Here is a 23,008-nt window from a genome sequence, read left to right as displayed (position 1 = left end):
TTGATTAGCGGCTGCAATGATTAAAACCAGGCTGCGCCAACGATGATCAGCAAGATGAACAGTACGACGATCAACGCAAATCCGCTGCCGCCACAGCCGTAGCCACCGCCGTAGCCGGCACCTCCGACTGGTCCACCATAACCAGCGCCTGCAACTTGACCGCCATGTCCGTATCCGGGTCCACAGCAACTAGATCCGAAACCCATTGAAATTCCTCCTTATATATTTAGTGGGTGTAACGTTATTATTAGTATCCAACGTAAGCAACGCCTACAATAATCAAGAGAATAAACAGTACTACGATCAGGGCGAAACCGCCGCCGTAGCCTGATCCGCCGGCATAATCGCTCATTCAATAACACCTCCATAACCATTTGTTAATACTATATGCAGGCGAATATAAATTGATATGGATGCCCTGCCAAATAGGCACAATTGGGCGATGTATGGCGTACTTTCCACTTTTTCCTCAATACAATTGTCCCTTGCGGATGACAGCTTCCCGCATAGAATGATGTATACGTCAAAAAAGGTGGGATGGAAACATGTCAAAAGATTATTATTACGATTTATGCTGTCGGTATAAAGGGAAGTGCGTTCGCATTAACACCCATGATGGTGGTGTTCATAAAGGGATCATACGCCATGTTGATAGGGATTGCGTGTATTTACAGCCAATAGGGCGCTCATCCGGTTTAGGTGGGTTTGGATATGGATTCTACGGTCCGGGTTATGGTTCTGGAGGGTATGGCTACGGTGGCTACGGTGGTTATGGTGGCTTCGGTTATGGTATTGCGTTAGGAGCCATTGGCACACTCGCCTTGCTTCCATTTTTCTTTTGATAGGGAGGAAACAACAGATGAGGACTGGAACCCATCATGTGTTTGATGGATGAAAAGTGAATGGTTGAGATAGCATACCACATCGGACTGTGATTGGTATGCTATTTGTGATGGATCCTGGATGCAGTGTTATTTTTGGTTAAAACATCTGATAGAGTGATTCCCAGGGCTGGGAGCAGTGATTTTTTCGATGAAAGCGTCCGATATAACGGTTCTCGAGGCCGAATTAGGTGATATTTCGCTCGACGTGTCCGATAGAAGGGATTAGGCACCATCCATTTTTTCAATAATGGTTGTTGGTTCAGTGGTCAATAAATCAGACGATGTTGCGTTAGTGGCTTCCATATAGTGATTAACAAGGTAATAACCGGTACAGTAGCCGGTCATTTTAGGCAAAAAACCATGCCCATACAAAATTTGTTGATGAATCGGACTGACTATGTGGGCTGTTCTGTTCGGATAAACGTAGTGCTTCCATAGTCTTTCCACTGTCTCATTTGAATAATAGGCTGTCCAGTCCGCTGTATACTGTTCTCCCAAACGCTCCCGGACGGCACTTTCAGCCGCTCCTTCCAGAATAATTGTATCCAGCAGCTCGTAGTCCTGCATATGTTTGCGATAGCTGTTCAGCCGGCAAACATGATGGTATTCATGCGTGAACAGGGCCCGTATTTCGTTTTCAGAGTTTTTTTCTGATACGAAAAGAAATAATTTGTCTGGGAATGCCAGTCCTGACTTGCCGTTTTGATCCTTCCAAAGTGTCTGGTTAAATGGGTCCGATGGGAAAATAAAAACAGGAATGTCCGGCCCTTGCCATAACGTGCGAAGCTGCCGTTCTTCCCGTCTAACCGTTTGCCATATGTTTTTTTCCTGTAGACGGCCAATCCATTCCTCGCCGCTCATGGGGGCTTGGCGATACATGCCGTGGTTCGAGAGGTGCTGGTGAATGTCAGAAGAACGGACATCCTCATCAAATTGAGCTTTTAATTTCTGGCAAAGGTCTATTGGGTTTTCACAGAAGTCCAACAGCCATTTGTCGGTTCGAATAACAGTCATATGTGTCTACTCCTCATACTAATGGTTTTTCCATAAACTATGTCGGAATACAGGGGAATGTTACCGATTATTGCGTTTTGCATAGACACATACCTTTTCATTTATGCTCCCGGTTGAATAGACTATAGTAAATTTGCTCAAGGGGGTGATGTGTTTATGTTTCCAGAACGGCCGAGACGTCCCATGCCGCCTCCACAACCATTTATGAACCGACCGGGACCGCCGATGGAGCAACGACCGGCGCCTATGAAGCAACAATTGATCAATCAATTCCGTGATTCAGAAGGGAATATTGATATCGATAAAATTACCAATACAGCACAACAAGTCGGGAAACTTTATGGTCAAGTAAGTCCGTTGTTTACAAAATTCATGAAAAAGTAAGCATCATGCGTATGGCTGATTGTATTCCGGAACCCACCATCGCAGGATATGTGTAAAATAATTCTCGGGGCCACCTGAGGCAATTTTCTAGTCAAAAAAGAGAAGGCACTCTATCATGAAATGTATGCTTTGACGGGCAAATACATTTCGAAAGAGGCCTTCTCATGGAAACTATTATATCAAGATTATACGCATTAATAAAGGAAACAAACAACTTAGTTGATTTGGAAGAAAGCATTCGACTCTATATGTATGAGGTGTTCGCTTCCCAGGTGGGAGAAGTGTTCACACAGATTAATAAGGTGATTAAAGCTGAGAAACAGAAGTTGGGCTGGACTGTCGAGCGCGAAGATTGGAAAACGGTTCAATTCACGTTTGGGGCGGTTCGTTTTCGGCATACATTAATGCATGACCTGAAAGGTGATTCTCACTATCCCTTTGATGAGTGGGCTGGTCTTCGGAAAAGTCAACGGTACAGTCCCCTGACGGAGGTAAAAGTGGCTGAATTGGCTAGTGAGAGCACGTATCGTGCATCAGCCCAAACTTTGAAGGAATGGACACCCGTAACGATGAGTCATCAAACAGTCGGGAGTATCGTAAAGCGTGTTGGAGAGGCGCAGTCCCAGGCTGATATGGAAATGGCGGCTGAACTGGAGGAAGCAGCGTCCCTTCCGGAGGCAAGAGAAGTAGACTTTTTGTATGCAGAGGCTGACGGTGTATTTGTACGTTCAACGAAAAAGAAGAAAAGCCATGAGATCCGGCATGCGATGATGCATGAAGGCTGGGTCAAAAATGGCAAACGAGTATCACTCAGCAATCAACATGTGATCATGACAACCAAACCGGCTGATGACTTTTGGAAAGAGGTACAGTCATATGCAGCCCATGGTTATTCGCTGGAGAATAAGCAGGTTGTGACCAATAGTGATGGCGGGCAGGGCTATACAGCTGAACGATTTCAAGAAGCCTTTTCCCAGTCCCGTTACCCCGTATTGAATCAACTTGACACGTATCATATAGCCCAGGCGTTAAATCGGGCATTAGGCGGTGAAAAGAGTGAATTTAAGGATGGGATAAGGAAAGCGTTAGAACAACACGATTGGCAACAGGTCATACTTTGGCTGGATACATACGAAAGTACCCTGGAAGACGCGAAACAGCTGGAAAAGGTAAACGGTTTTCGAACTTACATTCAGCACAATTGGAATCGTCTATTTGACTGGCGTGAGAAAGTGGAAGACCCGCCAGAAGACGCACGAGGCTTAGGGGCTATGGAATCCAATCAGCGCCGCGTTTCTTTCCGGATGAAAAGACGTGGGATGCATTGGAGCGCCGACGGCAGTGAAGCTATGGTGAAAGTAAAACAGGGTATCCTCAATAACACGTTGCGAGATGTTTATCTCACATCCCAAAAACGAAGCGCACGCAAGCAGCGAGACGTTGAAAAGACCATTCGTATGACGGAATACTTGAATCAGCCAACACGCCCATCGATTGGCGCAAAAGAAGGATCCATCAGTTTATATACAGCCCATTCATCAGCGATAGGAAACTTGATGAAGAGTTTTAGGTAATATCCTGCATGTTTTTGTCAGGTTCCGGGTTTTGGAACGTGACGAAAATATGCAGGCCACCAAGCGACAGCGCGGTAGCCGGAAAAAGTGTACAAAGATAAAGTGCCAGATATATTGGTGTGACAACCACATCGAGAAAAGATTGACACATACCATCGCAGGAGAATCATTGAACTGGACGCATATTCATGATAAATTGAAAAGACAGAATTAAATGAATAAACAATGCATGGAACGTTCGTGCTGTGTATATTTTTGCATGCACCTGCCTATTCAACGCAGAGACAAACGGAATACAATCAGAAGGTGATGACATGGACAAAACTGAAGAACGTGCGTGGGAGATAATCCAGTTTCAAGGCACGGAATCTTCTGTCAAAAATGATGAGGTTACCAGCGAATGGCCGCTTACGGTTGTTTTGAACGGGGATGAATTTGCCACCATCGTGTGCTCGCCCACTGATTTAAACGATTTGCTGATAGGATTCCTCGCATCGGAAGGTATCATTCGTTCCTATACGGAGATAACCAGTATGTCCATTGACGACTACAAAGGGTTTGCCTATATGACTGTTGATAAAAAACTGGACGACATCCGTAATGATCATTCCAAACGCTTAATTGGGTCATGCTGCGGGAAAAGTCGGCAGTTTTATTTTAAAACCGATGCCAAAACGGCTAAAACTGTTTACAGCAGGCTGTCAGTATCGGTGGAACAATGTTATGCACTGATGGAAGAAATGCAGCAGCAATCCGAACAATTTATGCGCACGGGATGTGTTCACAATGCCGCACTGGCAGAACCGGATCATCTTCTTGCTGTCAGGACGGATATCGGGCGGCATAATGCCCTTGATAAAATATACGGCCATTTGTTGGAAAACCGGATAGCTGTCAAAAATAAGCTGATCGTATTCAGCGGTCGGCTATCGTCTGAGGTGGTGTTGAAGACAGCCAAAATCGGATCCGGGATTATTCTGTCCAAATCGGCACCGACCGATCTCGCGCTGCGGCTGGCTAACGATTTGCAAATAACGGTCATCGGATTTGCCAGAGGATCCAAAATGAATGTCTATACCCATCCGCACCGAATCATGGAAGCAGCGATGGATTAGTTCGTGAATAATGGTAACACCGGTCATTCAAAACTCAGGAATGGCCGGTGTTTTTTTCTTCGCTGACTTTGCAGCAGGCTGTTTTGTAGAAATATATATTTCTTTATCATCCGACACCCGCCTTGTCCCTTGTTGGTCGACTTGCATAGGATAATGCTGAAAAGGGAAGTAAGGGAGGTGAACCGAGTGGATGATATGTTGAAAAAAGTGGAAAACAAAACAGGTGTCAATAGCAAAGATATTCAGAAGCTCGCTCAATCGGTGAATGGTATGGATTTCTCAGATGAACAGAGTATTCGCCAGCTTGTCAAACAAGTATCGAAAATCGCCAATAAACCGGTTTCCAAGCAAACAGAAGATAAAATTGTTGATACACTGATGAAGAAAAAAGGCCATGTCGATCCATCGACCATTAAAAAAATGATGTAGATCTTAAAAAGTCATCCAAACGGGTGACTTTTTTCATGATGGCGGCGTGGAACGAGCAACATCACATAAAAAAAGGAGCCGTGTGTGGCTCCTTTTTTATAATACAGGCGTTTATTGATTGTTATTTTGTTGTGCTTGCTGCGCTTGTTGCTGAGCCTGCTGAAGCTGCTGTTGCGCCTGCTGGACCTGTGGATCCTGCTGAGCATTGGCACCAGCTTGTGACTGTGCGTTTTGCAATTCCTGCTGAGCCTGCTGAACTTGTTGCTGGGCTTGTTGCAGCTGTTGCGGATCCGCACTCGCTTGAGCTTGCTGTACCGCCTGTTCAGCCTGCTGAGCTTGTTGAACAGCTTGTTGCAGCTGTTGCTGTTGGTTCTGTTGAGCCATAATAAATAACCTCCAATTGGATATTTAGTTTAAGAGCCTTTCATGCTCCTTACCTAGTTGTTACCGATGTCTGTGAAAATATGTATGCTTTTTAAAATTTTTTTCTAGCATTTTAAAACGATACATGCGGAATTATTGTGAAGACGCCATTCACATAAAGTCTGTCTTCCTTTCCTGTATAAGCAAACGACATTTCTTTCATACTAAAAATCATGACTATATCTTCCGCCTGAGAGGTTATCTGAATGAACAAGAACACAGAGCAAAAAAAGATGAAGCGGGATTTTGAAAAATGGCTGTCGGCCTTAAAGAAGAAAGACGGATTCATTCATCACCAGGTCAAGCATCACAATAGCATGGTGCATGTCGGCTATTTCAAGACGTCCGTTGATCCAAAAAAGCTGGAGAAGTATATCCTGACCCGGGTACAGGATTATCTTTATAACAATCTGACGGAGCTGAAAGATCATATTCCCATAACGAAAACAGAACTGCAGAACAACCCGGATACGATAGAAGAAAAGCTTGTAAACGGGTTTTTGTTTATACATATGGAAGGGTCAGACCCGGCCTATCTGCTGGTTCCCGTTCCACTGGATAACAAACGGGAAGTGAGTACACCTGAAGTGGAATTCAGTGTCGTCGGACCTAAGGAAGCGTTTGTGGAAGATATCGATACGAATTTAAATCTCATTCGCAAACGCTTGGCCATTTCGGAATTAAACATTCAAAAACTTCAAGTGGGAACCGTCACAAAAACAGCCGTTGCCGTCGTGTCCATTAAAGGGATAGCAGATGATGATAACGTCCAAACCGTCACTCAGCGAATTAAAGATATGAACATGGATCAGGTTGTTGACAGTTCGTTCGTTCAGCAAACCATTACCGACAATAAAAATTCGCCATTTCCACAGTTGCTTGATACCGAACGGCCTGACCGGATTGCTTCGATCCTGGTGGAAGGAAAAGTTGCTATTTTTGTAGACGGCTCCCCGCATGTGCTGTTGGGGCCGACAACGCTGATTGAATTTTTTTCGGCTTTTGATGACTATTTTTATAATTGGCTGACAGCTTCTGCATTTCGGCTGATTCGTCTTATTGCCGTATTTTTTTCCATTTTGGTCACACCAATTTATGTGGCCGTTCTGACGCACCATTTTGAAATTATACCAAATACAATGCTGAGTACGTTAATCAGCTCCCGGGCACAAGTGCCATTCCCTCCCATTTTGGAGGCCCTTTTGCTGGAAATGGCTATTGAGCTGCTGCGTGAAGCGGGGGCAAGACTGCCGACAAAGGTTGGCCAGACCATTGGTATTGTGGGTGGTATTGTTATTGGTACGGCATCGGTCGAGGCGGGACTGACGAGCAATGTCCTCTTGATTGTTGTCGGAATTGCCGCATTGGGGTCATTTACGACACCCGTGTATAAAATGAGCAACACCATTCGCTTGATCCGTTTTCCGCTGTTAATCGTTGCCCACGTGTATGGTTTGCTCGGACTGGCGATTTTTATTGCTTATATTATGGTGCACTTGCTGCGGCTGACATCGCTCGGCCGGCCGTTTATGGAACCCATTTTTCCATTCCGCATCAAGGATTTCAAAGATGCCTTAATCCGGCTGCCGTTTGAAAAGCAAAACACACGGCCGTATGAAGTCAGACCCAGTAAAGTCATGCGTCCCCCAGCAAAAGAAAACGACCAGACGAGGGATTCCTAATGATCAAGCTAAAAGATAAAGTTTCAGCGTTTTTCGTGTTTTTTTTGATTACCTCATCACAGGTTGGCGTTGGGGTGCTTGGATTTCAGAGGGTTATCGGTCAATACGCCGGCCATGACGCCTGGATAGCTGTCATCATTGCGGGGATCGCCATCAGTGTGATCATCTGGATCATGTATCGTTTGTTGTCTCACCATGATATAGGTGATATTGTCGCTATTCACCGGTTCACTTATGGCAAGTGGCTGGGGGCCATTTTTACCTTGCTGTTCACGGCATACTTAATGCTGATGACTGCCGTGGTATTGCGCACGTATGTGGAAGTCATTCAAGTATGGATGTTTCCGCATATCAAGATATGGGCATTGCTGCTGCTGATTCTGCCCCTTGTTTATTATACGATATCTTCGGAATTCCGGACGGTTGTTGGGGTCTGTTTTCTTGGGGTTGTTTATCCGTCTCTCCTGCTGCTGACATTATTTTACCCCTTGAAATATGCAACATTAACAAACATCATGCCGGTCATGGATCACTCGGTGACTGAGCTTATGCAATCGTCATCATTGGCTGTTCTGGAGTTTATAGGATTTTCCGCTTTGCTTGTGTTTTACCCGTACATCCGGGATGCGGTGAAATCGCAAACGTATGCCCACCTCGGAAATGGGTATTCCTTGCTTATCTATTTAATGGTCAGTCTCGTGACCTATCTTTACTACAATCAGACGGAACTGCGGGAAGTTATCTGGCCAACACTCGGCTTATGGAAGATCATTGAGCTTCCGTTCTTTGCACGCTTTGAATATTTAGGCATAGCCACCCTGTTTTTTGCCATTCTGCCGAACCTTGTGCTGCTGGTTTGGGCGTCGGCACGCACATTGGACAGAACGTTTAACGCAGGGCATAAGCGCATGGCCATCCTGCTGCTTGTTATTTTGTTTGTGGCGAATATCGTTTTGACAGACAGAATGACTATTGGTGTTCTGAATAATGTGCTGGGGAACATCGGGCTCGGTTTTTTGTTTGGCTATGTGCCGTTCTTATTTGTTCTGAATTGGATTCGCAGAAAGGGGCAGAAAAATGGGCCGTAATTATGCTGTTTTCCTGTTATTCGTTATGATCAGTATGGGAGTCAATTTTAATATGCCTAAAAAAATTATTGACCAAATTCAGATGGTTACGGTCGCTGGTCATGACCTTGCAGAAAATGGGAAAGTAACAACGACTGTTGTCACCCCCTTTTTTCCGGCAGAGAGCCAGCAGAAGGACTTGCGGTATACCGGGACAGCTAACAGCATTTATAAAAACAAGCTTAAGCTGAACGAACAGGCATCGGAACAGCTTCTTGACGCTAAAATGATGATGTCGATGTACAATAAAGACCTGGCAAAAAAAGGACTGTCTAATTATGTGCGTTACCTGTTGCGTGATCCATCGATCGGCAATGCGTTGTACCTGGCTGTTGTTGAAGATTCTTCAGAAGATTTTCTGAACACCGTTAAATTTTCTAAAGGAGTCGGCAAGTATATGGAGGATTTAATGCGGCATAACGTGAAGCACGGGCCGCTGCCGATGTCGAACTTGAAAACGTTCAGTTCCGGATTGATAAGCAAAGGGCAGGATCCATTTCTTCCGGTTTTTGGGCTTAAGAAGGGCCATCCGCGTGTGAAAGCTCTGGCCTTTTTCGATGAGGATAAACTGGTGGCTACGATACCGATTGAGAAAGCTTCGGTGTTTAAGAAGCTGTATGAAAGTGTTGAGGATGGCCAATACAATATTGCTGCTTCCGATTTTAAAGCGTCCATTCAAAATATGGATTCATCGAGACATATAAACGTTGTCCAAAAAAACGGACAAATAGAAGTAACGATCAATGTGCAAATGGACGGCGTCATCAGGGAATTTTCCAAGGATAGAGCATCAAGATACCTCACGGAAATAGAAAAAAAGGTGCAAAAGGATTTTCGGAAAAATGCCAAACGGCTCATTGACCGTTTTCAGGAGCTGGGAGTCGATCCGCTCGGCATCGGCGAACGGGCCAAGGAACAAATCCGGGATGTTCAGCAAAAAAAATTTAAAGACGTCTATCCCGATATTCCCATCACGGTTAAAACGGATATGGTGCTTACGGAATACGGTGTCAGAAACTGAGACAAGCGGCGATGGAGGGGCTAACCAGCAGCACCGGATTATAACTGTCACCCCAGTCACATATCATCGATGGACGCAAATGTTTTCTCGAAATCAAGGTGGACAACTTCCCATAAATAAAACGAAGCGATGGTCAGATGCGGACGCCAGACTGTCTCCTTTTCCACCAAAATGTTCCGACGTTCCGATTTATCCACCCCGTACAACCATTTAGCACCACGTTGAATGCCTATATCATCGATGGCGAGCACGTTCATTCGGCGAAGCGAAAAAATAAGGAACATTTCCGCCGTCCATTTTCCAATTCCTTTGATGCCTGTCAACTGCTTTATGGCGTCGTCGTTATCACGTTCATGCAATTGGTCCAGTCTTAGGTCGCTGCTGAGAATTTTTTCAGCCAGATCACGCAAGTAAACAACTTTTCTGCCTGACAGACCGATGGCTCGTAACGATTCATCCGATGCTGATGAAATGGTTTCGGCCGTAATGTGCTCATCCAGAAGGGCATCCAGACGTTTAAAAATAGCACTCGCTGCTTGTACGGAAATCTGCTGGCCGATGATGGCGCGTACGAGCGATTTAAATAACTCAGGGCGCATAGTTGCTTGTATATCTCCGATTGTATGGATCAGTTTGCCCATGGTTGGATCAGCCTGTCCCAGTTCCATAACGGCTTGATCATCTTGCTTAATGGTTAATGGTTCCATAAATCCACCTCGTCTTTATTATATTTGGGAAATGAAAGGATGATCACGGAAATTTGTTAGCCTAAACTATCATTCTTTGGTATAATTATGATGCTATCAATTCAATGCATTTTTTACAATCTGCATGTATGTGCTGTTTATTATTATAAGAGAGGTGGATATTGTATGTCTAAACCAAAAATAGTTGTCCTTGGCGCAGGATATGCCGGTATGATGACAACAAAACGGTTAATGCAAAAACTACGCCCGGAAGAAGCAGAATTGGTGCTTGTCAATAAGCATAATTACCATTATCAAACAACGTGGCTTCATCAAGTGGCAGCTGGTACGGTCAACCCAAATCAAGCCCGCATGATGATCAGTGATGTTATCAATCCCAATCGTGTCAATCTGATTTATGATGACGTGATTGATGTGAAAAAAGATGATCACCGTGTCGTTTTAAAAAACAGTGAAATTACATATGATTATTTGGTTATTTCATTGGGCTTCGAGACGAATACATTTGGCATTAAAGGGATGGAGAAAAATGCATTTTCCATTACTGACATTGAATCAAGCCGCATGATCCGCGAGCATTTGGATTATAAATTTGCCAAATACAGCTCATCCGATCAACCAAAAGACGAGGATCTGAACATACTCGTCGGCGGTGGCGGGTTTACAGGCATTGAATTTGTCGGTGAATTGGCCGAAAAAGTGCCGGAACTGTGTAAAAAATATGATGTCCCCCGCAATAAGGCGCGCATTATTAATGTCGAAGCCGCGCCGAGCATATTGCCGGGCTTTAATAACGAGCTTATTGACTATACACGACGATCGTTGGAAGACCGCGGCGTTGAATTTATGGAAGGTGCCAAAATTAACGAATGCAAGAAAAATAGCTTTGTGATCGGTGATGACAATGAAGAGGTCAAAGCGGGCACCATTGTTTGGACCGGCGGTGTCACCGGAAATTCACTCCTGTCCAAAGCCGGATTTGATATTACGAAAGGCAAAGTAACCGTTAATGGAGATATGCGTGCACCGGGTGAAGAAAACATTTTCATTCTTGGTGACTGTGCGTGGGTTATGGATGAAGAGAAAGGCAAACCATTTCCACCGACAGCACAAGCAGCCATGCAGCATGCAGATACGTGTTCCAACAATCTGCGGGCGCTGTTGCATAATGAGCCATTGGATAAATTTGTATTTGATGACAAAGGAACAGTGGCGTCCCTCGGTCAATCAGATGCCATGGGAACCATATTCAATGACACGAAATTGTACGGCAAACCGGCTGTTTCCATGAAAAAAGTCATTGATAACCGTTATCTGTTTATGCTTGGCGGACCGAGACTCATCCTGAAAAAAGGTAAATTGCGCATGCTTTAATTAATCGAGGAGGGCTTTTTTATGAAAAATTCTGTACTGTATGTGTTCTTGTTAGCCATTGCGGCTATGACCGGATATACCGTGGCAACACGCAGTCTTGAGAACACACGGGACTTTCGTTAAGGCTGAACAACGGAAGTAAAAGAAACAAACCTATGAACCATCCTGTGTAAATAACCATCAGGATGGTTTTTTCATATTTTATTAAAAATGTGATGATTATCACTGTTTGAATCGTATTAATCATGTAGGATGAATGATAGGGAGGGAATTTCCATGACCATTAAACTGCTTATTTTGTTGACGATTCTTTTTATAGCGGCATTGGGTGGGACTCTTTACGCTTTTAAACAGGAAGAGAACAAAATGAAACGATTGGAAGAAGAGGGGGATACAGCGGATGATCAGCTGCGTCGCTCCCGTGAGTATGAATCATCATCACTTAAATCAAATATACCGCTGCAGATTGCCATATATAGCATTGCCATTGTCGGTTCATTGCTCGTTTTTGCGTTCTACATTAACTGACCATTGATTGCAGAATCTATCCATCCACTGGCATATTTTTAAAGCAATGATGGATGCTAACAGACAGGAGGTGGTGATATGTTGACCGTTTTCCTGTCTGTTTTATTGGCATCAACGCCGTTATCGATTATGCATGATGGACAAATGGTAGACAAATTAGTGAAAGAAGATTTTGAACTTACCGGCGTGGATAGACTGTTCATGGATGATGTCAAGCTGGATTTTCAAATGGATGTTTTAAATAAGAAAGTGTATCAGGCACCGGTGAGCGCCAAATTGGATGACAACGGTGACATCATAAGCGAAAAGCCTGGTTTGGCACTGGATAAGACAACGTTTCGAACGATGTTCCGTGACTATTTTTACTATGGCGAACCAGCCGAATTGACGCTGCCTACACGTAACGTTTATCCGCGTGTTGACAGTGAGCTGCTAGCTGATATTACAGAGCAAACCGTCGGCCATTATCGAACAACCTTCCGTCAAACGAATAAAAAACGGACGCGCAATATTGAATTGGCAACAAAGGCCATTGATAATCAGGTTATCTTTCCGAATGAATCGTTTTCATTTAACGAAACAGTCGGCAAACGGACGAAAGAAAAAGGGTATAAACGCGCGCCGGTTATTGTTAAAGGCGAATTGGCTGAAGATATCGGCGGCGGGATTTGCCAAGTTTCCTCGACACTGTACAATGCTGTTGATATCAATGGCATCAGCATTGTTGAACGGTATTCGCACAGCCGCAGTGTTCCCTATGTGCCCCCGGGGCGTGATGCAACGGTGAGCTGGCATGGACCTGATTTTGTCTTTAAAAATACAACGAGCAGACCGGTTCTGATCCGTGCCTCAGCGAAAAATGGAAATATGGCGATTGAAATTTTGTCATCAGAGTCACGATAAATGGAAAAAGGGCAATTCCCGTCTTCTTTCTACTTTTTTTGCAATGATTTTTGGTTAACATTTAAGGAAAGGGAGGTGCCTCGCATGGATATTTTGAACTTGGACGACTATTTTAAACAAGATTTGGTGTCTAATTACCACGACCGCCTTAAGGAACTGTTGGACGAGTTTAAACGCGGTCATTATCCGAATGTGCTGTCCAAATCATCCGACCTGCGTGCAGAGACGGACCTGGATAATGAGATGCGCGAGAAATTGCGCATGGTGGAAGCCATAGCGCATTCGGAAATAGGCGAGGTAAAAGCAGCCACATCCATTATATCGGAGCTGTTCAATACATCTAACATCGATAATATGCTATTGGGTGAGTTGGCGTACATGTGTGATTTTAAATTGGCCCGCCGGATTTTAAGCACAGCCGTTAATCAAATGGAAAACGACGACACGACCGATCGTCTTACATTGGCACGTGGTTATTTGGTGCTGGCTGAAACAGAAGAAAATCTGGAAAAATTTGTTCGGGCCATTAAATATTTTAAAAAAGGACTGAGTTATTTTCAAACGGACGATTCGACGGATCAGTATATGATACTATATCTGCATTTTAAAATCGGCATGATGTATTCCATGCAGAATGAACCGGAACAATCATTGGCGTATCACAGCTATGTCCTGAATAACGCCGGGGAAACAAACGTCGGATTGAAAATAAACAGCTTGGTGACGATTGCCAAAACATATGGAAGCAATAATGACAATGAAAAAGCGTACCCCTATCTGGAAAACGCACTCAACCTTCTGCAAGGATCGGAACAGGAACAGACCGCCACTCATGCCGAAGCGTTGACAGAAATGGCTTATTATCATTTTTATAAATCGGCATTGCAGCAGGCAGTCCCATATTATCGCGAAGCCGTTGCCATTTATGAGAAACTGTCGCAAACGCCGCACAGAAAATTAGGGATGATTGACATGCAATATGCCTACTGCCTGGAATATATGGAAGAAAACGATATCTCTCAGGCCGGAAACACATATGAAAAAGCTGTGGCCCGTTTGGAGAAAACGAATGATCGTGAACTGTTGGAAAATGCACTGGGCGATGTAATTGCTTTTTTCGATCGAACTGGTCAAGAAAAGAAAAAACAGCAATACGAAGACCGATTTGTAAAACTGACTAATGCGTAATACATGCTTACGACCATGATGGATCATAGATGTAGTTTTTAATACATAACTGTCACTATGCTGGTAGAAAGACGAAATAAAAAGTCTCGATTAAATCGAGGCTTTTTTTATTTTGTCAAAAGACTGCTGTAACAAGGATGAACATACATAACGTTCCTTTCAGGGAAATCAATTAAAAATTTTTAAAAAAAGGGGTTGCATTTTTTAAACACATCCCATAAACTGTACTATAACAACACGATAAATGAATTAACTGTTATATATAAGGAAGGAGGCTCATATATGATTAAGCCAATGTGCCCTGAATGTGGTGGAACCATTGATGAACGAAGCATGATTCTTGAATGCGAGTACTGCTTGTCCAAAAAAGAAGAATAGAGTGTCATCGGTTCAAGCTTACGAAATATGAATCGTGTGAATGACCATGAATGGTCGGGAAATTTAACGTAACGGTCTATGAATAAATCAAAGGGGGACACTGATATGTCTAATCAACGTGTGGAAAAGATTCAAAAAGACTGGGAGAATAATATGCGCTGGGTAAGTGTGGAACGGCCGTATTCTGCTGAGGATGTGGATCGACTACGAGGCTCTTTGGATATGGAATACACACTGGCTCAAAAAGGTGCGGAAAAGTTGTGGGATCGGCTCAATGGTCCGAATTATATTAATGCATTGGGTGCTCTGACGGGAAATCAGGCGGTACAGCAGGTTAAGGCAGGTTTGCAGGCCATTTACTTAAGTGGCTGGCAGGTTGCCGCAGATGCCAATGAAGCAGGACAAATGTACCCGGATCAAAGTCTATACCCGGTCAACAGTGTCCCCACAGTTGTTAAACGGATTAACCAAGCGCTGCAACGGGCCGATCAAATTCATTATTCAGAGGGGGATGACTCAACGGATTGGTTTGCTCCCATTGTTGCTGATGCTGAAGCAGGATTTGGCGGTCAATTGAACGTATTTGAATTAATGAAATCCATGATTGAAGCCGGTGCATCGGCTGTTCATTTTGAAGATCAGCTGGCCTCCGAAAAGAAATGCGGTCATTTGGGCGGAAAAGTTCTTTTGCCGACACAGACGGCCGTACGCAATCTTATCTCTGCCAGACTCGCAGCTGATGTCATGGGAACGCCAACCGTTATTATTGCACGAACGGACGCTGATGCGGCTGACATGATTACGAGTGATATCGATCCGGACGATGCAGAGTTTATTACCGGTGAACGGACGTCAGAAGGATTCTTTAAAACAAAAGCCGGATTGGATCAGGCGATTGCACGAGGCTTAGCTTATGCTCCTTATGCGGATATGGTCTGGTGTGAAACATCGGAGCCGAATCTGGAAGACGCTAAACGGTTTGCGGATGCCATTCATGAACAATATCCGGATAAAATGCTGGCTTACAACTGTTCCCCTTCCTTTAATTGGAGAGGAAAACTTTCAGAAAAAGAAATTAAAGAATTTCAGGATAAATTGGCTGAGATGGGATACAAATTCCAATTTGTTACATTGGCCGGTTTCCATGCCTTAAATCACAGCATGTTCGACTTGGCAAGAAAGTATAAAGAGGATGGTATGGCCGCTTATTCCGAACTGCAACAGAACGAATTTGCCAGTGAAAAGCACGGTTATACAGCAACACGTCATCAACGTGAAGTCGGAACGGGATATTTTGATGATGTGGCCCAGGTTATCTCCAATAACACATCGTCAACGGGCGCATTGGCAGGATCAACAGAATCAGAACAGTTTAATTCATAATTGAGAAAACAGGCAGACCCAAACGCCGCCTTGTGTGTTGGCTTATTGGGCTGCCATCTTTTTTTACATAGGAGAACATGGCGATATATACTGGAAATAAACCATTGATACAGGAGGGGATGTCTCATGCGTGAATTAATTGGTCCGTGTCACATTTGTGGTGAGAATGTTTATTGCGAGAACGGGTTTTTCGATGGCGTTCAAGAGGATGGACAATTGCTCTGCCATGAATGTGCGGGTGACGAATATGGTTCATAGATTGTTGTCTTTCAAAGGTGTATGATGGTCGCCATGTTCCAGTCTGCACCGCTTCCTTTACTTGTGCATAGGCTATGTACACAGTTGAGAAAGGAAGTGGTCGTTTTGGAACTGACTGCCGCCCATGCGTTATATGGGATTTTTACGCTGATTATCATTTTGACAATGATTTTCCGTAGAGGTGTTGTGCTGCCAACGTTGCTTGGAACATTTATTATCGCCTGGGTGTACAAAGGAAGTATGATTAGCGGGTTCACAGCCATATTTAACGCAAATCTTGTTGCAGCGAAAGAACTTTTTAATATATTCCTCATTATCACCTTCATGATAGCCTTATTGCATTCGTTAAAAGATCTTGGCGCCGACCGGCGAATGATTCAACCGATTCAGAAACTGATGATTAATGGACATGTTTCCTTTTTCGTGTTAATCGTTGTTACCTATTGTATTTCCCTATTCTTTTGGCCGACACCGGCCGTTCCGCTCATCTGTGCTCTTCTTGTTCCTGCAGCAATCCGCTCTGGTCTTCCCGCTATAACAGCAGGTGTCGCGGTTGCATTAGCCGGGCAAGGCATGGCACTGTCGTCTGATTACATTGTGCAAGTAGCCCCCAATCTATCGGCAGTGTCAGCAGGCATTGATACAACAGTTGTCGCTGAGAAAGCACTTATACTGTCACTCGTGGCAGGAGCAGCGGCGATTGGCATGGCTTATGTTCTTTACCGCAGGACAATACGCTCAAAAGACGATCCACTTAATGAAATTGAAATGAATCAAATGCAAACTGCCAAGGAATCCGAAAACACATCGAAATCCGTTCATCTGACAGTATGGAGCAAATTGTTTGCCGTCCTTGTCCCGATTTCCCTGCTCGCCGTGGTTATTTACATGATGGTTGCAAAAGTAAATTCCGGCCGCACGACCGGGTTTGAAGGCGGTGATGGTGCAGCATTTGTCGGTGGTGTTGCCGTTATACTCCTACTTTTGTCAACGGTCGCTTTCGGCCGTCAGCACGCGCTCGACTATATTACCAACCATATAACAGAGGGGTTTGTGTTCGCGTTTAAAGCAATGGGACCGGTAATCCCGATTGCAGGGTTCTTTTTCCTTGGCAGTTCTGACTTTTCCGGCAGTATACTCGGGATCGATGACAACGCACCAGGATTGTTGTTTGATCTTGTCAAATCTTCGCAGGCATTTCTTCCACAACATGCTTTTCCGGCTGCATTCAGCATATTGATTATTGGCATCGTCTCAGGTCTTGATGGATCCGGGTTTTCCGGCTTGCCATTGACCGGCGCACTGGCCTCATCGCTGCAAAATGGGGCCATTGATGCGGGTACTTTGGCGGCTATTGGACAAATGGGGTCAATTTGGACCGGTGGTGGAACCATTGTTGCCTGGTCATCATTAATAGCTATTGCCGGTTTTTGTGGTGTGTCGGTCATGGACCTCGTCCGCAAAAACTTTCTACCGGTTATGTTCGGTTTGTTTCTGTCCACAGTTGTTGCGTTGATTGTTTTCTAACCAGTAATCCACTACCCTTAAATGATGAATAAAAACCCGGCAAAGATGTGTGAACAACATTTTTGCCGGGTTTTTATAATGAATTTTTAAATTATTCGCATTTTTACTGGCATAAATAATATAATCCTAGTACCATAAGGCGTAAATAATAAGAAAATTAAATTAATTTTGACAGGAGGGAGCAAACTTGGAAAAGGTGAAAAATCGTTGGTTAATCGCTCTGTCGGGTGTAGGCATTCATATTTGTATTGGGTCAGCATATGCATGGAGCGTATTTACCAATCCAATGGCTGATGCGTATGGTTGGAGCACGAGTCAGATTTCCTTTGCATTCAGTATCGCTATCTTTCTTCTCGGCTTTTCTGCTGCTTTTCTGGGAACATTTGTTGAGAAAAAGGGGCCGCGCATTTCAGGAATGCTTGCTGCAGTGTTTTTCGGAATTGGTGTCATGGGAACCGGTTTGGCGACAGCCCTTGAATCATTGACATTGATGTATCTCTTCTACGGTATTATTGGTGGAATAGGTCTGGGCATTGGCTATATTGCGCCTGTATCAACCCTCGTCAAATGGTTCCCGGATCACCGTGGTTTGGCGACAGGCCTTGCTATTATGGGGTTTGGCTTCGCATCGCTGATCAGTGGTCCGGCGGGAGAAGCGTTAGTCAGTTCGGTTGGTATTCCCAATGCATTTTTTATATTGGGAGCAAGCTATTTGATCGTTATGATGGCTGCGTCTCAGTACCTTGCACCGCCTCCTGAAGGTTGGAAGCCCAAAGGCATGCAAGATGACCAAGCCTCTCAACCGAAACGTCAAAAAGAAGATCTTTCGCAAATGACGGCCAGAGAGGCCATTAAAACAAAACCATTTTGGATGCTGTGGACGATGCTGTTTTTGAATGTGACGACAGGTATTGCGATCATCTCGGTTGCATCACCAATGGGACAGGAAATTGCCGGCATGTCAGCTGTTACAGGAGCTTCCATGGTCGGGATAATGGGGCTTTTCAATGGTGTCGGGCGAATCGGTTGGGCGACGATTTCCGACTATATTGGCCGGCCGAATGTGTACACATTGTTTTTCATTATAGGAACCATCGCGTACTTTTTCTTGCCGGTTATCACATCGATTGTTTTGTTTCAAATTCTCGTATATGCCATCGTGTCCTGTTATGGAGGCGGGTTTTCATCGGTTCCGGCTTATATTGGCGATTTGTTCGGAACAAAACAGCTTGGTGCCATCCATGGCTACATGCTGACCGCCTGGGCAGTCGCCGGTATTGTTGGCCCGATGCTCTTGTCGTTGATCTATGATTCAACCAACAGTTATCAGCTGGTCCTCGTTATATTTGGCATCATGCATGTCGTTTCGTTATTGATCTCTATTTGGATCAGGGCAGTCATGCGGAAGATGAAGGAAGGATCGTTGTATACGGGTTTCGAAGACGTTTCCAATCGTTAAATTGATAGACTATCTTCGCAAAAGTCATAAAACTGATTCGTTTTTATGCCACGTTATGTTATAATATTGCTAAAATAGTTATTTATTAAATAAACCATCCGTGGGCAATCAAAAAATGCCCACGGATAAACATGGCACTTTATCAAATAAGGGAGGGTGGAAGGTGGAAAACCACGACCATCTTATCGTAACGATCGATGGGGAAGACTATTTGGCTTCTCCGGGTCAGAACTTATTGGATCTGATCAACACAACAGAAACGTTTGTTCCGCAAATTTGTTATAACGAATCGTTGGGTCCTATCCAGACATGTGATACGTGTATGGTTGAATTGGACGGGGAAATAGTCCGCGCATGCGGAACCACCGTACAGGCAGGCATGAATGTGAAGACAGATCCAGTGCATGTGAATACAGCACAGAAAGAGGCGCTGGATCGAATACTGGAAAATCATGAGCTGTATTGCACGGTCTGTGATTATAATAATGGATCATGTGAAATTCATAATACCGTACAGGAATTCGGACTTGAACACCAGTCACGCCCGTTTGAGTCCAAACCATATGAAATCGATAATTCCAGCCCGTTTTACCGGTATGATCCGGATCAGTGCATTTTATGTGGACGATGTGTTGAAGTGTGCCAGGATATTCAAGTGAACGAAACACTTTTAATTGATTGGAATCGTGAGCGTCCGCGTGTTGTTTGGGATAATGATGTACCGATTGATGAATCATCCTGCGTTGGCTGCGGTCAATGTGTAACCGCTTGCCCGTGCAATGCCCTAATGGAAACATCCATGGTGGGTGAGGCCGGCTATATGACCGATCATGAACCAGGTTTGCTCCGATCCATGATTGATGTAACCAAGACAGCGGAGCCTGGATACGGCCCCTTATTTGCTGTTTCCGACACAGAGGCATCAATGCGTGAAGAGCGTATTGACAAGACAAAAACCGTTTGTACATACTGCGGTGTCGGCTGCACGTTTGATGTATGGACCAAAGATCGGAAAGTGCTTAAGGTGGAGCCGCAACAGGAATCACCGGCCAATGGTATATCCACTTGTATCAAAGGAAAATTCGGCTGGGATTATGTGAATTCGGAAGAACGTCTGACCAAGCCGCTTATTCGTAACGGGGAGTCGTTTGTTGAAGTGGAATGGGATGAGGCATTGAACTATACAGCGAAGCGCTTTGAAGAGATTAAGGCTGACAAAGGCGCGGATGCACTAGGATTTATCTCCTCATCTAAAGCGACCAACGAAGAGTCGTACTCCATGCAAAAATTGGCGCGGCAAGTTATCGGCACGAACAATGTTGATAACTGCTCCCGCTATTGTCAATCACCGGCGACGAAGGGGTTATTTCGAACCGTTGGGCATGGCGGTGACTCCGGATCTATTGATGACATTGCCAAGGCAGATATGGTGATAACAATTGGATCCAATACGGCGGAATCTCATCCTGTGCTCGCTTCACGGATTAAACGCTCGCAAAAATTGTTTGGGCAGACGTTATACGTGTTTGATTTGCGCAAACAGGAAATGGGTCAGCGCGCTGATCGGTTTTTCCAGCCGAAGAGTGGCACGGACCTTGTCTGGCTGTCGGCGGTGACCAAATATATTATAGACCAAGGATGGGAAGACCGCGCATTTATCGATCAATGGGTAAACGATTTTGATGCTTACAAACAATCGTTAGAACCTTTTACGCTTGAGTATGCGGAGGAGATGACCGGCATTACCCAGGCGAATTTGACAGAGATTGCTGAACAGGTTGCAAGTGTCGGGAAATTAGCCATATGCTGGGCTATGGGTGTCACACAGCACCAGCTTGGCAGCGATACAAGTACAGCCATCTCCAATCTGCTGCTCGTCACCGGCAATTACATGCGCGAAGGAACCGGTGCTTATCCATTGCGCGGACACAATAATGTGCAAGGGTGCAGCGATTTTGGAAGCATGCCGAATTTCTTCCCCGGTTATGAAGAAGTTGCATCCGATGAGGTGCGCCAGCGCTATGAAAATGCGTGGGGAGTGGATATTCCTGCTACGCCCGGTCTGGACAATCACGAAATGATCGGTGCCATCCATGAGGGTGAGCTCCAAAGTCTCTATGTTCTCGGTGAGGACACGGGTATTGTGGATGCCAACATCAATTATGTAACAGCTGCATTTGAAAAACTGGACTTCTTTGTCGTACAGGATTTGTTTTTAACGGAGACGGCCAAATATGCTGATGTTATTTTGCCGGCTGTTCCAAGTCTTGAAAAGGAAGGAACGTTTACCAATACAGAACGTCGCATCCAACGGTTGTATCAGGCGCTTGATCCGGTTGGTGACTCCCGCCCGGATTGGCGGATCATTAGGGATATTGCTGAAAAACTGGGTTATGACTGGCTTTATGACAGCCCGTCAGACATTATGGATGAGGCAGCGTCCCTGGCACCATTGTTTGCCGGTGTCAGCTACGACAGATTAACCAACTACAATAGTCTGCAATGGCCGGTGGCACCGGATGGCACAGACACGCCACTTCTGTTCACAGACGGATTCCCATTTGCTGATAATAAGGCGAAGTTGTATCCATTGTCATTTGAGTTGAGGTATGACACAGATGATGAATATGATTTGCATGTGAATAACGGTCGCGTGCTAGAGCATTTCCATGAAGGGAATATGACATATAAGTCGCCTGGCATCACTAGTAAAATGCCCACCGCTTTTATAGAAGTATCGCCTGATCTGGCGAATGAACGGGGCATCAATGAAGGCGCTGAAGTAAAATTGATATCAAGAACAGGAGAAGTTACTGGAGCGGTGCATATTACCGATCGCGTCAGCGGCAATGAACTGTATTTGCCACTAAATGACAATGGACGAACAGCTATTAATTATTTAACGGACAATAATGTCGATAAAGATACGGACACACCGGCGTATAAAGAGGTCGCGGTGAAAATGGAAGTCATCAAGAAAAAAGGAAAAAGTCCGCTTCCGCCAAACAACTACCGGCGCGGCAATCCGCAACCGCAAGTAAGTGTCCGGGTTGAGGAAAAATGGGAGCGTGACGACTATATTTTTCCGGGAAGTCAGGTGAAACAGAATGGCTGAAAAAATATCAAATGTAAAGCGGATGGAAATACCTGAAGAAACCATTCGTCAGAACAACCTGGAGGAAGTGGCAACAGCCGTCAGTAACCATAAGACGTCTATTCTCAAAGGCATTGATCTGCTGGAAGCTCTTAATCAGAGTGAAATGCTCGATACGCTGACAGCTCTTGTTAAGCATCGGGAAGCTGCACTGTCCAATATCACACGCGAACTGAATAAGTCTGAGTATGCCGCGCCTGTTGAAAACATCGTGAAATTGGTTCAAATAGCAGGAAAAATGGATGTGGATGAAATGCAGTATTTAGCTGATCGGATGAACCATGCGGTCAAGGAGGCTGCTGCTTCCGAGACATCGGAAAAGACATCCTATATGGATTTGCTTAAAGCATTGAAAGATCCGGAGATAAATCGAAGCGTCACGATGCTGTTGCAGTTTTTGCGCGGCATGGGAAAAGCTTAAATAAAACCCTGGCAGCGATTGACGCTGTCAGGGTTTTAATAACGTCAGAGACTGTAAATGATGGATGACCGTATA

The 23,008-nt window shown here is 44.6% G+C and carries 23 protein-coding genes; 18 read left to right on the top strand and 5 right to left on the bottom strand.

The features are described from left to right. Positions 1-20: 20 nt before the first annotated feature. Both ACZ5Q7_RS12975 and ACZ5Q7_RS12970 read right to left on the bottom strand, forming a co-directional pair. Positions 21-206, bottom strand: a complete 186-nt coding sequence (locus ACZ5Q7_RS12975) for a YjcZ family sporulation protein (RefSeq protein ID WP_343752076.1) — start codon at positions 204-206, stop codon at positions 21-23. A gap of 41 nt (positions 207-247) precedes the next feature. Continuing rightward, positions 248-352 carry a YjcZ family sporulation protein gene (locus ACZ5Q7_RS12970; RefSeq protein WP_343752077.1) on the bottom strand — a complete coding sequence of 35 codons (105 nt, stop codon included), beginning with the start codon at positions 350-352 and terminating at the stop codon, positions 248-250. 193 nt (positions 353-545) lie between these two features. Between ACZ5Q7_RS12970 and ACZ5Q7_RS12965 the strand changes: the two genes are divergently transcribed. Then, complete coding sequence (locus ACZ5Q7_RS12965) at positions 546-842, top strand: hypothetical protein (RefSeq protein WP_343752078.1); 297 nt, start codon at positions 546-548, stop codon at positions 840-842. A 264-nt stretch (positions 843-1,106) separates the two neighbouring features. Here ACZ5Q7_RS12965 and ACZ5Q7_RS12960 read toward each other — a convergent pair whose 3' ends face one another. Next, positions 1,107-1,898: a DUF2268 domain-containing putative Zn-dependent protease gene (locus ACZ5Q7_RS12960; protein WP_343752079.1), complete on the bottom strand. Its 792-nt coding sequence runs from the start codon at positions 1,896-1,898 to the stop codon at positions 1,107-1,109. Positions 1,899-2,054: 156 nt separating this feature from the next. On the opposite strand from ACZ5Q7_RS12960, the gene ACZ5Q7_RS12955 reads away from it, so the two are divergent. From ACZ5Q7_RS12955 to ACZ5Q7_RS12940, 4 genes are all read left to right on the top strand, one after another. Next, positions 2,055-2,282: a YppG family protein gene (locus tag ACZ5Q7_RS12955; protein WP_343752080.1), complete on the top strand. Its 228-nt coding sequence runs from the start codon at positions 2,055-2,057 to the stop codon at positions 2,280-2,282. A 164-nt stretch (positions 2,283-2,446) separates the two neighbouring features. Beyond that, positions 2,447-3,856, top strand: coding sequence for an ISLre2 family transposase (locus ACZ5Q7_RS12950; protein WP_464432903.1), 1,410 nt, complete (start codon positions 2,447-2,449; stop codon positions 3,854-3,856). Between the two features lie 314 nt (positions 3,857-4,170). Then, entirely contained in the window at positions 4,171-4,971 is an 801-nt protein-coding gene (gene fdhD, locus ACZ5Q7_RS12945; RefSeq protein WP_343752432.1) for a formate dehydrogenase accessory sulfurtransferase FdhD, read from the top strand. Positions 4,972-5,166: 195 nt separating this feature from the next. After that, positions 5,167-5,400 carry a stage VI sporulation protein F gene (locus ACZ5Q7_RS12940; protein ID WP_343752433.1) on the top strand — a complete coding sequence of 78 codons (234 nt, stop codon included), beginning with the start codon at positions 5,167-5,169 and terminating at the stop codon, positions 5,398-5,400. 111 nt (positions 5,401-5,511) lie between these two features. On the opposite strand, the gene ACZ5Q7_RS12935 is transcribed toward ACZ5Q7_RS12940, so the two are convergent. Then, the gene (locus tag ACZ5Q7_RS12935; RefSeq protein ID WP_343752431.1) at positions 5,512-5,784 is read right to left on the bottom strand and encodes a hypothetical protein; all 273 of its coding nucleotides are present in this window, start codon (positions 5,782-5,784) and stop codon (positions 5,512-5,514) included. Positions 5,785-6,029: 245 nt separating this feature from the next. On the opposite strand from ACZ5Q7_RS12935, the gene ACZ5Q7_RS12930 reads away from it, so the two are divergent. Genes ACZ5Q7_RS12930 through ACZ5Q7_RS12920 form a run of 3 tightly spaced genes read left to right on the top strand, consistent with a single transcriptional unit; the run spans position 6,030 to position 9,653 of the window. Next, positions 6,030-7,505: a spore germination protein gene (locus tag ACZ5Q7_RS12930; protein WP_343752430.1), complete on the top strand. Its 1,476-nt coding sequence runs from the start codon at positions 6,030-6,032 to the stop codon at positions 7,503-7,505. Beyond that, positions 7,505-8,593, top strand: a complete 1,089-nt coding sequence (locus tag ACZ5Q7_RS12925) for a GerAB/ArcD/ProY family transporter (protein WP_343752429.1) — start codon at positions 7,505-7,507, stop codon at positions 8,591-8,593. Before ACZ5Q7_RS12930 ends, ACZ5Q7_RS12925 begins: the two co-directional genes overlap by 1 nt. Further along, on the top strand, positions 8,583-9,653 hold the full coding sequence (locus ACZ5Q7_RS12920; RefSeq protein WP_343752428.1) for a Ger(x)C family spore germination protein: 1,071 nt from the start codon (positions 8,583-8,585) through the stop codon (positions 9,651-9,653). Before ACZ5Q7_RS12925 ends, ACZ5Q7_RS12920 begins: the two co-directional genes overlap by 11 nt. A gap of 56 nt (positions 9,654-9,709) precedes the next feature. On the opposite strand, the gene ACZ5Q7_RS12915 is transcribed toward ACZ5Q7_RS12920, so the two are convergent. Next, the gene (locus tag ACZ5Q7_RS12915) at positions 9,710-10,360 is read right to left on the bottom strand and encodes a DNA-3-methyladenine glycosylase family protein (RefSeq protein ID WP_343752427.1); all 651 of its coding nucleotides are present in this window, start codon (positions 10,358-10,360) and stop codon (positions 9,710-9,712) included. 165 nt (positions 10,361-10,525) lie between these two features. On the opposite strand from ACZ5Q7_RS12915, the gene ACZ5Q7_RS12910 reads away from it, so the two are divergent. The 10 genes from ACZ5Q7_RS12910 (at position 10,526) to ACZ5Q7_RS12865 (ending at position 22,933) form a co-directional block, all read left to right on the top strand. Continuing rightward, positions 10,526-11,734: an NAD(P)/FAD-dependent oxidoreductase gene (locus tag ACZ5Q7_RS12910; RefSeq protein WP_343752426.1), complete on the top strand. Its 1,209-nt coding sequence runs from the start codon at positions 10,526-10,528 to the stop codon at positions 11,732-11,734. A gap of 276 nt (positions 11,735-12,010) precedes the next feature. Beyond that, positions 12,011-12,262, top strand: coding sequence for a hypothetical protein (locus ACZ5Q7_RS12905; RefSeq protein WP_343752425.1), 252 nt, complete (start codon positions 12,011-12,013; stop codon positions 12,260-12,262). Between the two features lie 78 nt (positions 12,263-12,340). Continuing rightward, positions 12,341-13,165 (top strand): VanW family protein, encoded by an 825-nt coding sequence (locus ACZ5Q7_RS12900; RefSeq protein ID WP_343752424.1) that lies wholly within the window; start codon positions 12,341-12,343, stop codon positions 13,163-13,165. A gap of 84 nt (positions 13,166-13,249) precedes the next feature. Further along, positions 13,250-14,353 (top strand): tetratricopeptide repeat protein, encoded by a 1,104-nt coding sequence (locus ACZ5Q7_RS12895; RefSeq protein ID WP_343752423.1) that lies wholly within the window; start codon positions 13,250-13,252, stop codon positions 14,351-14,353. 483 nt (positions 14,354-14,836) lie between these two features. After that, entirely contained in the window at positions 14,837-16,114 is a 1,278-nt protein-coding gene (aceA, locus tag ACZ5Q7_RS12890) for an isocitrate lyase (RefSeq protein ID WP_343752422.1), read from the top strand. 126 nt (positions 16,115-16,240) lie between these two features. Beyond that, positions 16,241-16,372: a hypothetical protein gene (locus ACZ5Q7_RS12885; protein WP_343752421.1), complete on the top strand. Its 132-nt coding sequence runs from the start codon at positions 16,241-16,243 to the stop codon at positions 16,370-16,372. A gap of 105 nt (positions 16,373-16,477) precedes the next feature. Further along, positions 16,478-17,899 (top strand): hypothetical protein, encoded by a 1,422-nt coding sequence (locus ACZ5Q7_RS12880; RefSeq protein WP_343752420.1) that lies wholly within the window; start codon positions 16,478-16,480, stop codon positions 17,897-17,899. A gap of 187 nt (positions 17,900-18,086) precedes the next feature. Then, the gene (locus ACZ5Q7_RS12875; RefSeq protein WP_343752419.1) at positions 18,087-19,358 is read left to right on the top strand and encodes an L-lactate MFS transporter; all 1,272 of its coding nucleotides are present in this window, start codon (positions 18,087-18,089) and stop codon (positions 19,356-19,358) included. Between the two features lie 163 nt (positions 19,359-19,521). After that, a complete protein-coding gene (gene fdhF / locus ACZ5Q7_RS12870; RefSeq protein WP_343752418.1) occupies positions 19,522-22,473 on the top strand; it encodes a formate dehydrogenase subunit alpha in 2,952 nt (983 codons plus the stop codon). Then, positions 22,466-22,933 carry a helical membrane plugin domain-containing protein gene (locus ACZ5Q7_RS12865; protein WP_343752417.1) on the top strand — a complete coding sequence of 156 codons (468 nt, stop codon included), beginning with the start codon at positions 22,466-22,468 and terminating at the stop codon, positions 22,931-22,933. The genes fdhF and ACZ5Q7_RS12865 overlap by 8 nt, the downstream gene beginning before the upstream one ends. Positions 22,934-23,008 lie beyond the last annotated feature (75 nt).

Source organism: Lentibacillus halophilus, from assembly GCF_055395055.1.
This window is presented reverse-complemented; position numbering and strand designations above follow the sequence as displayed.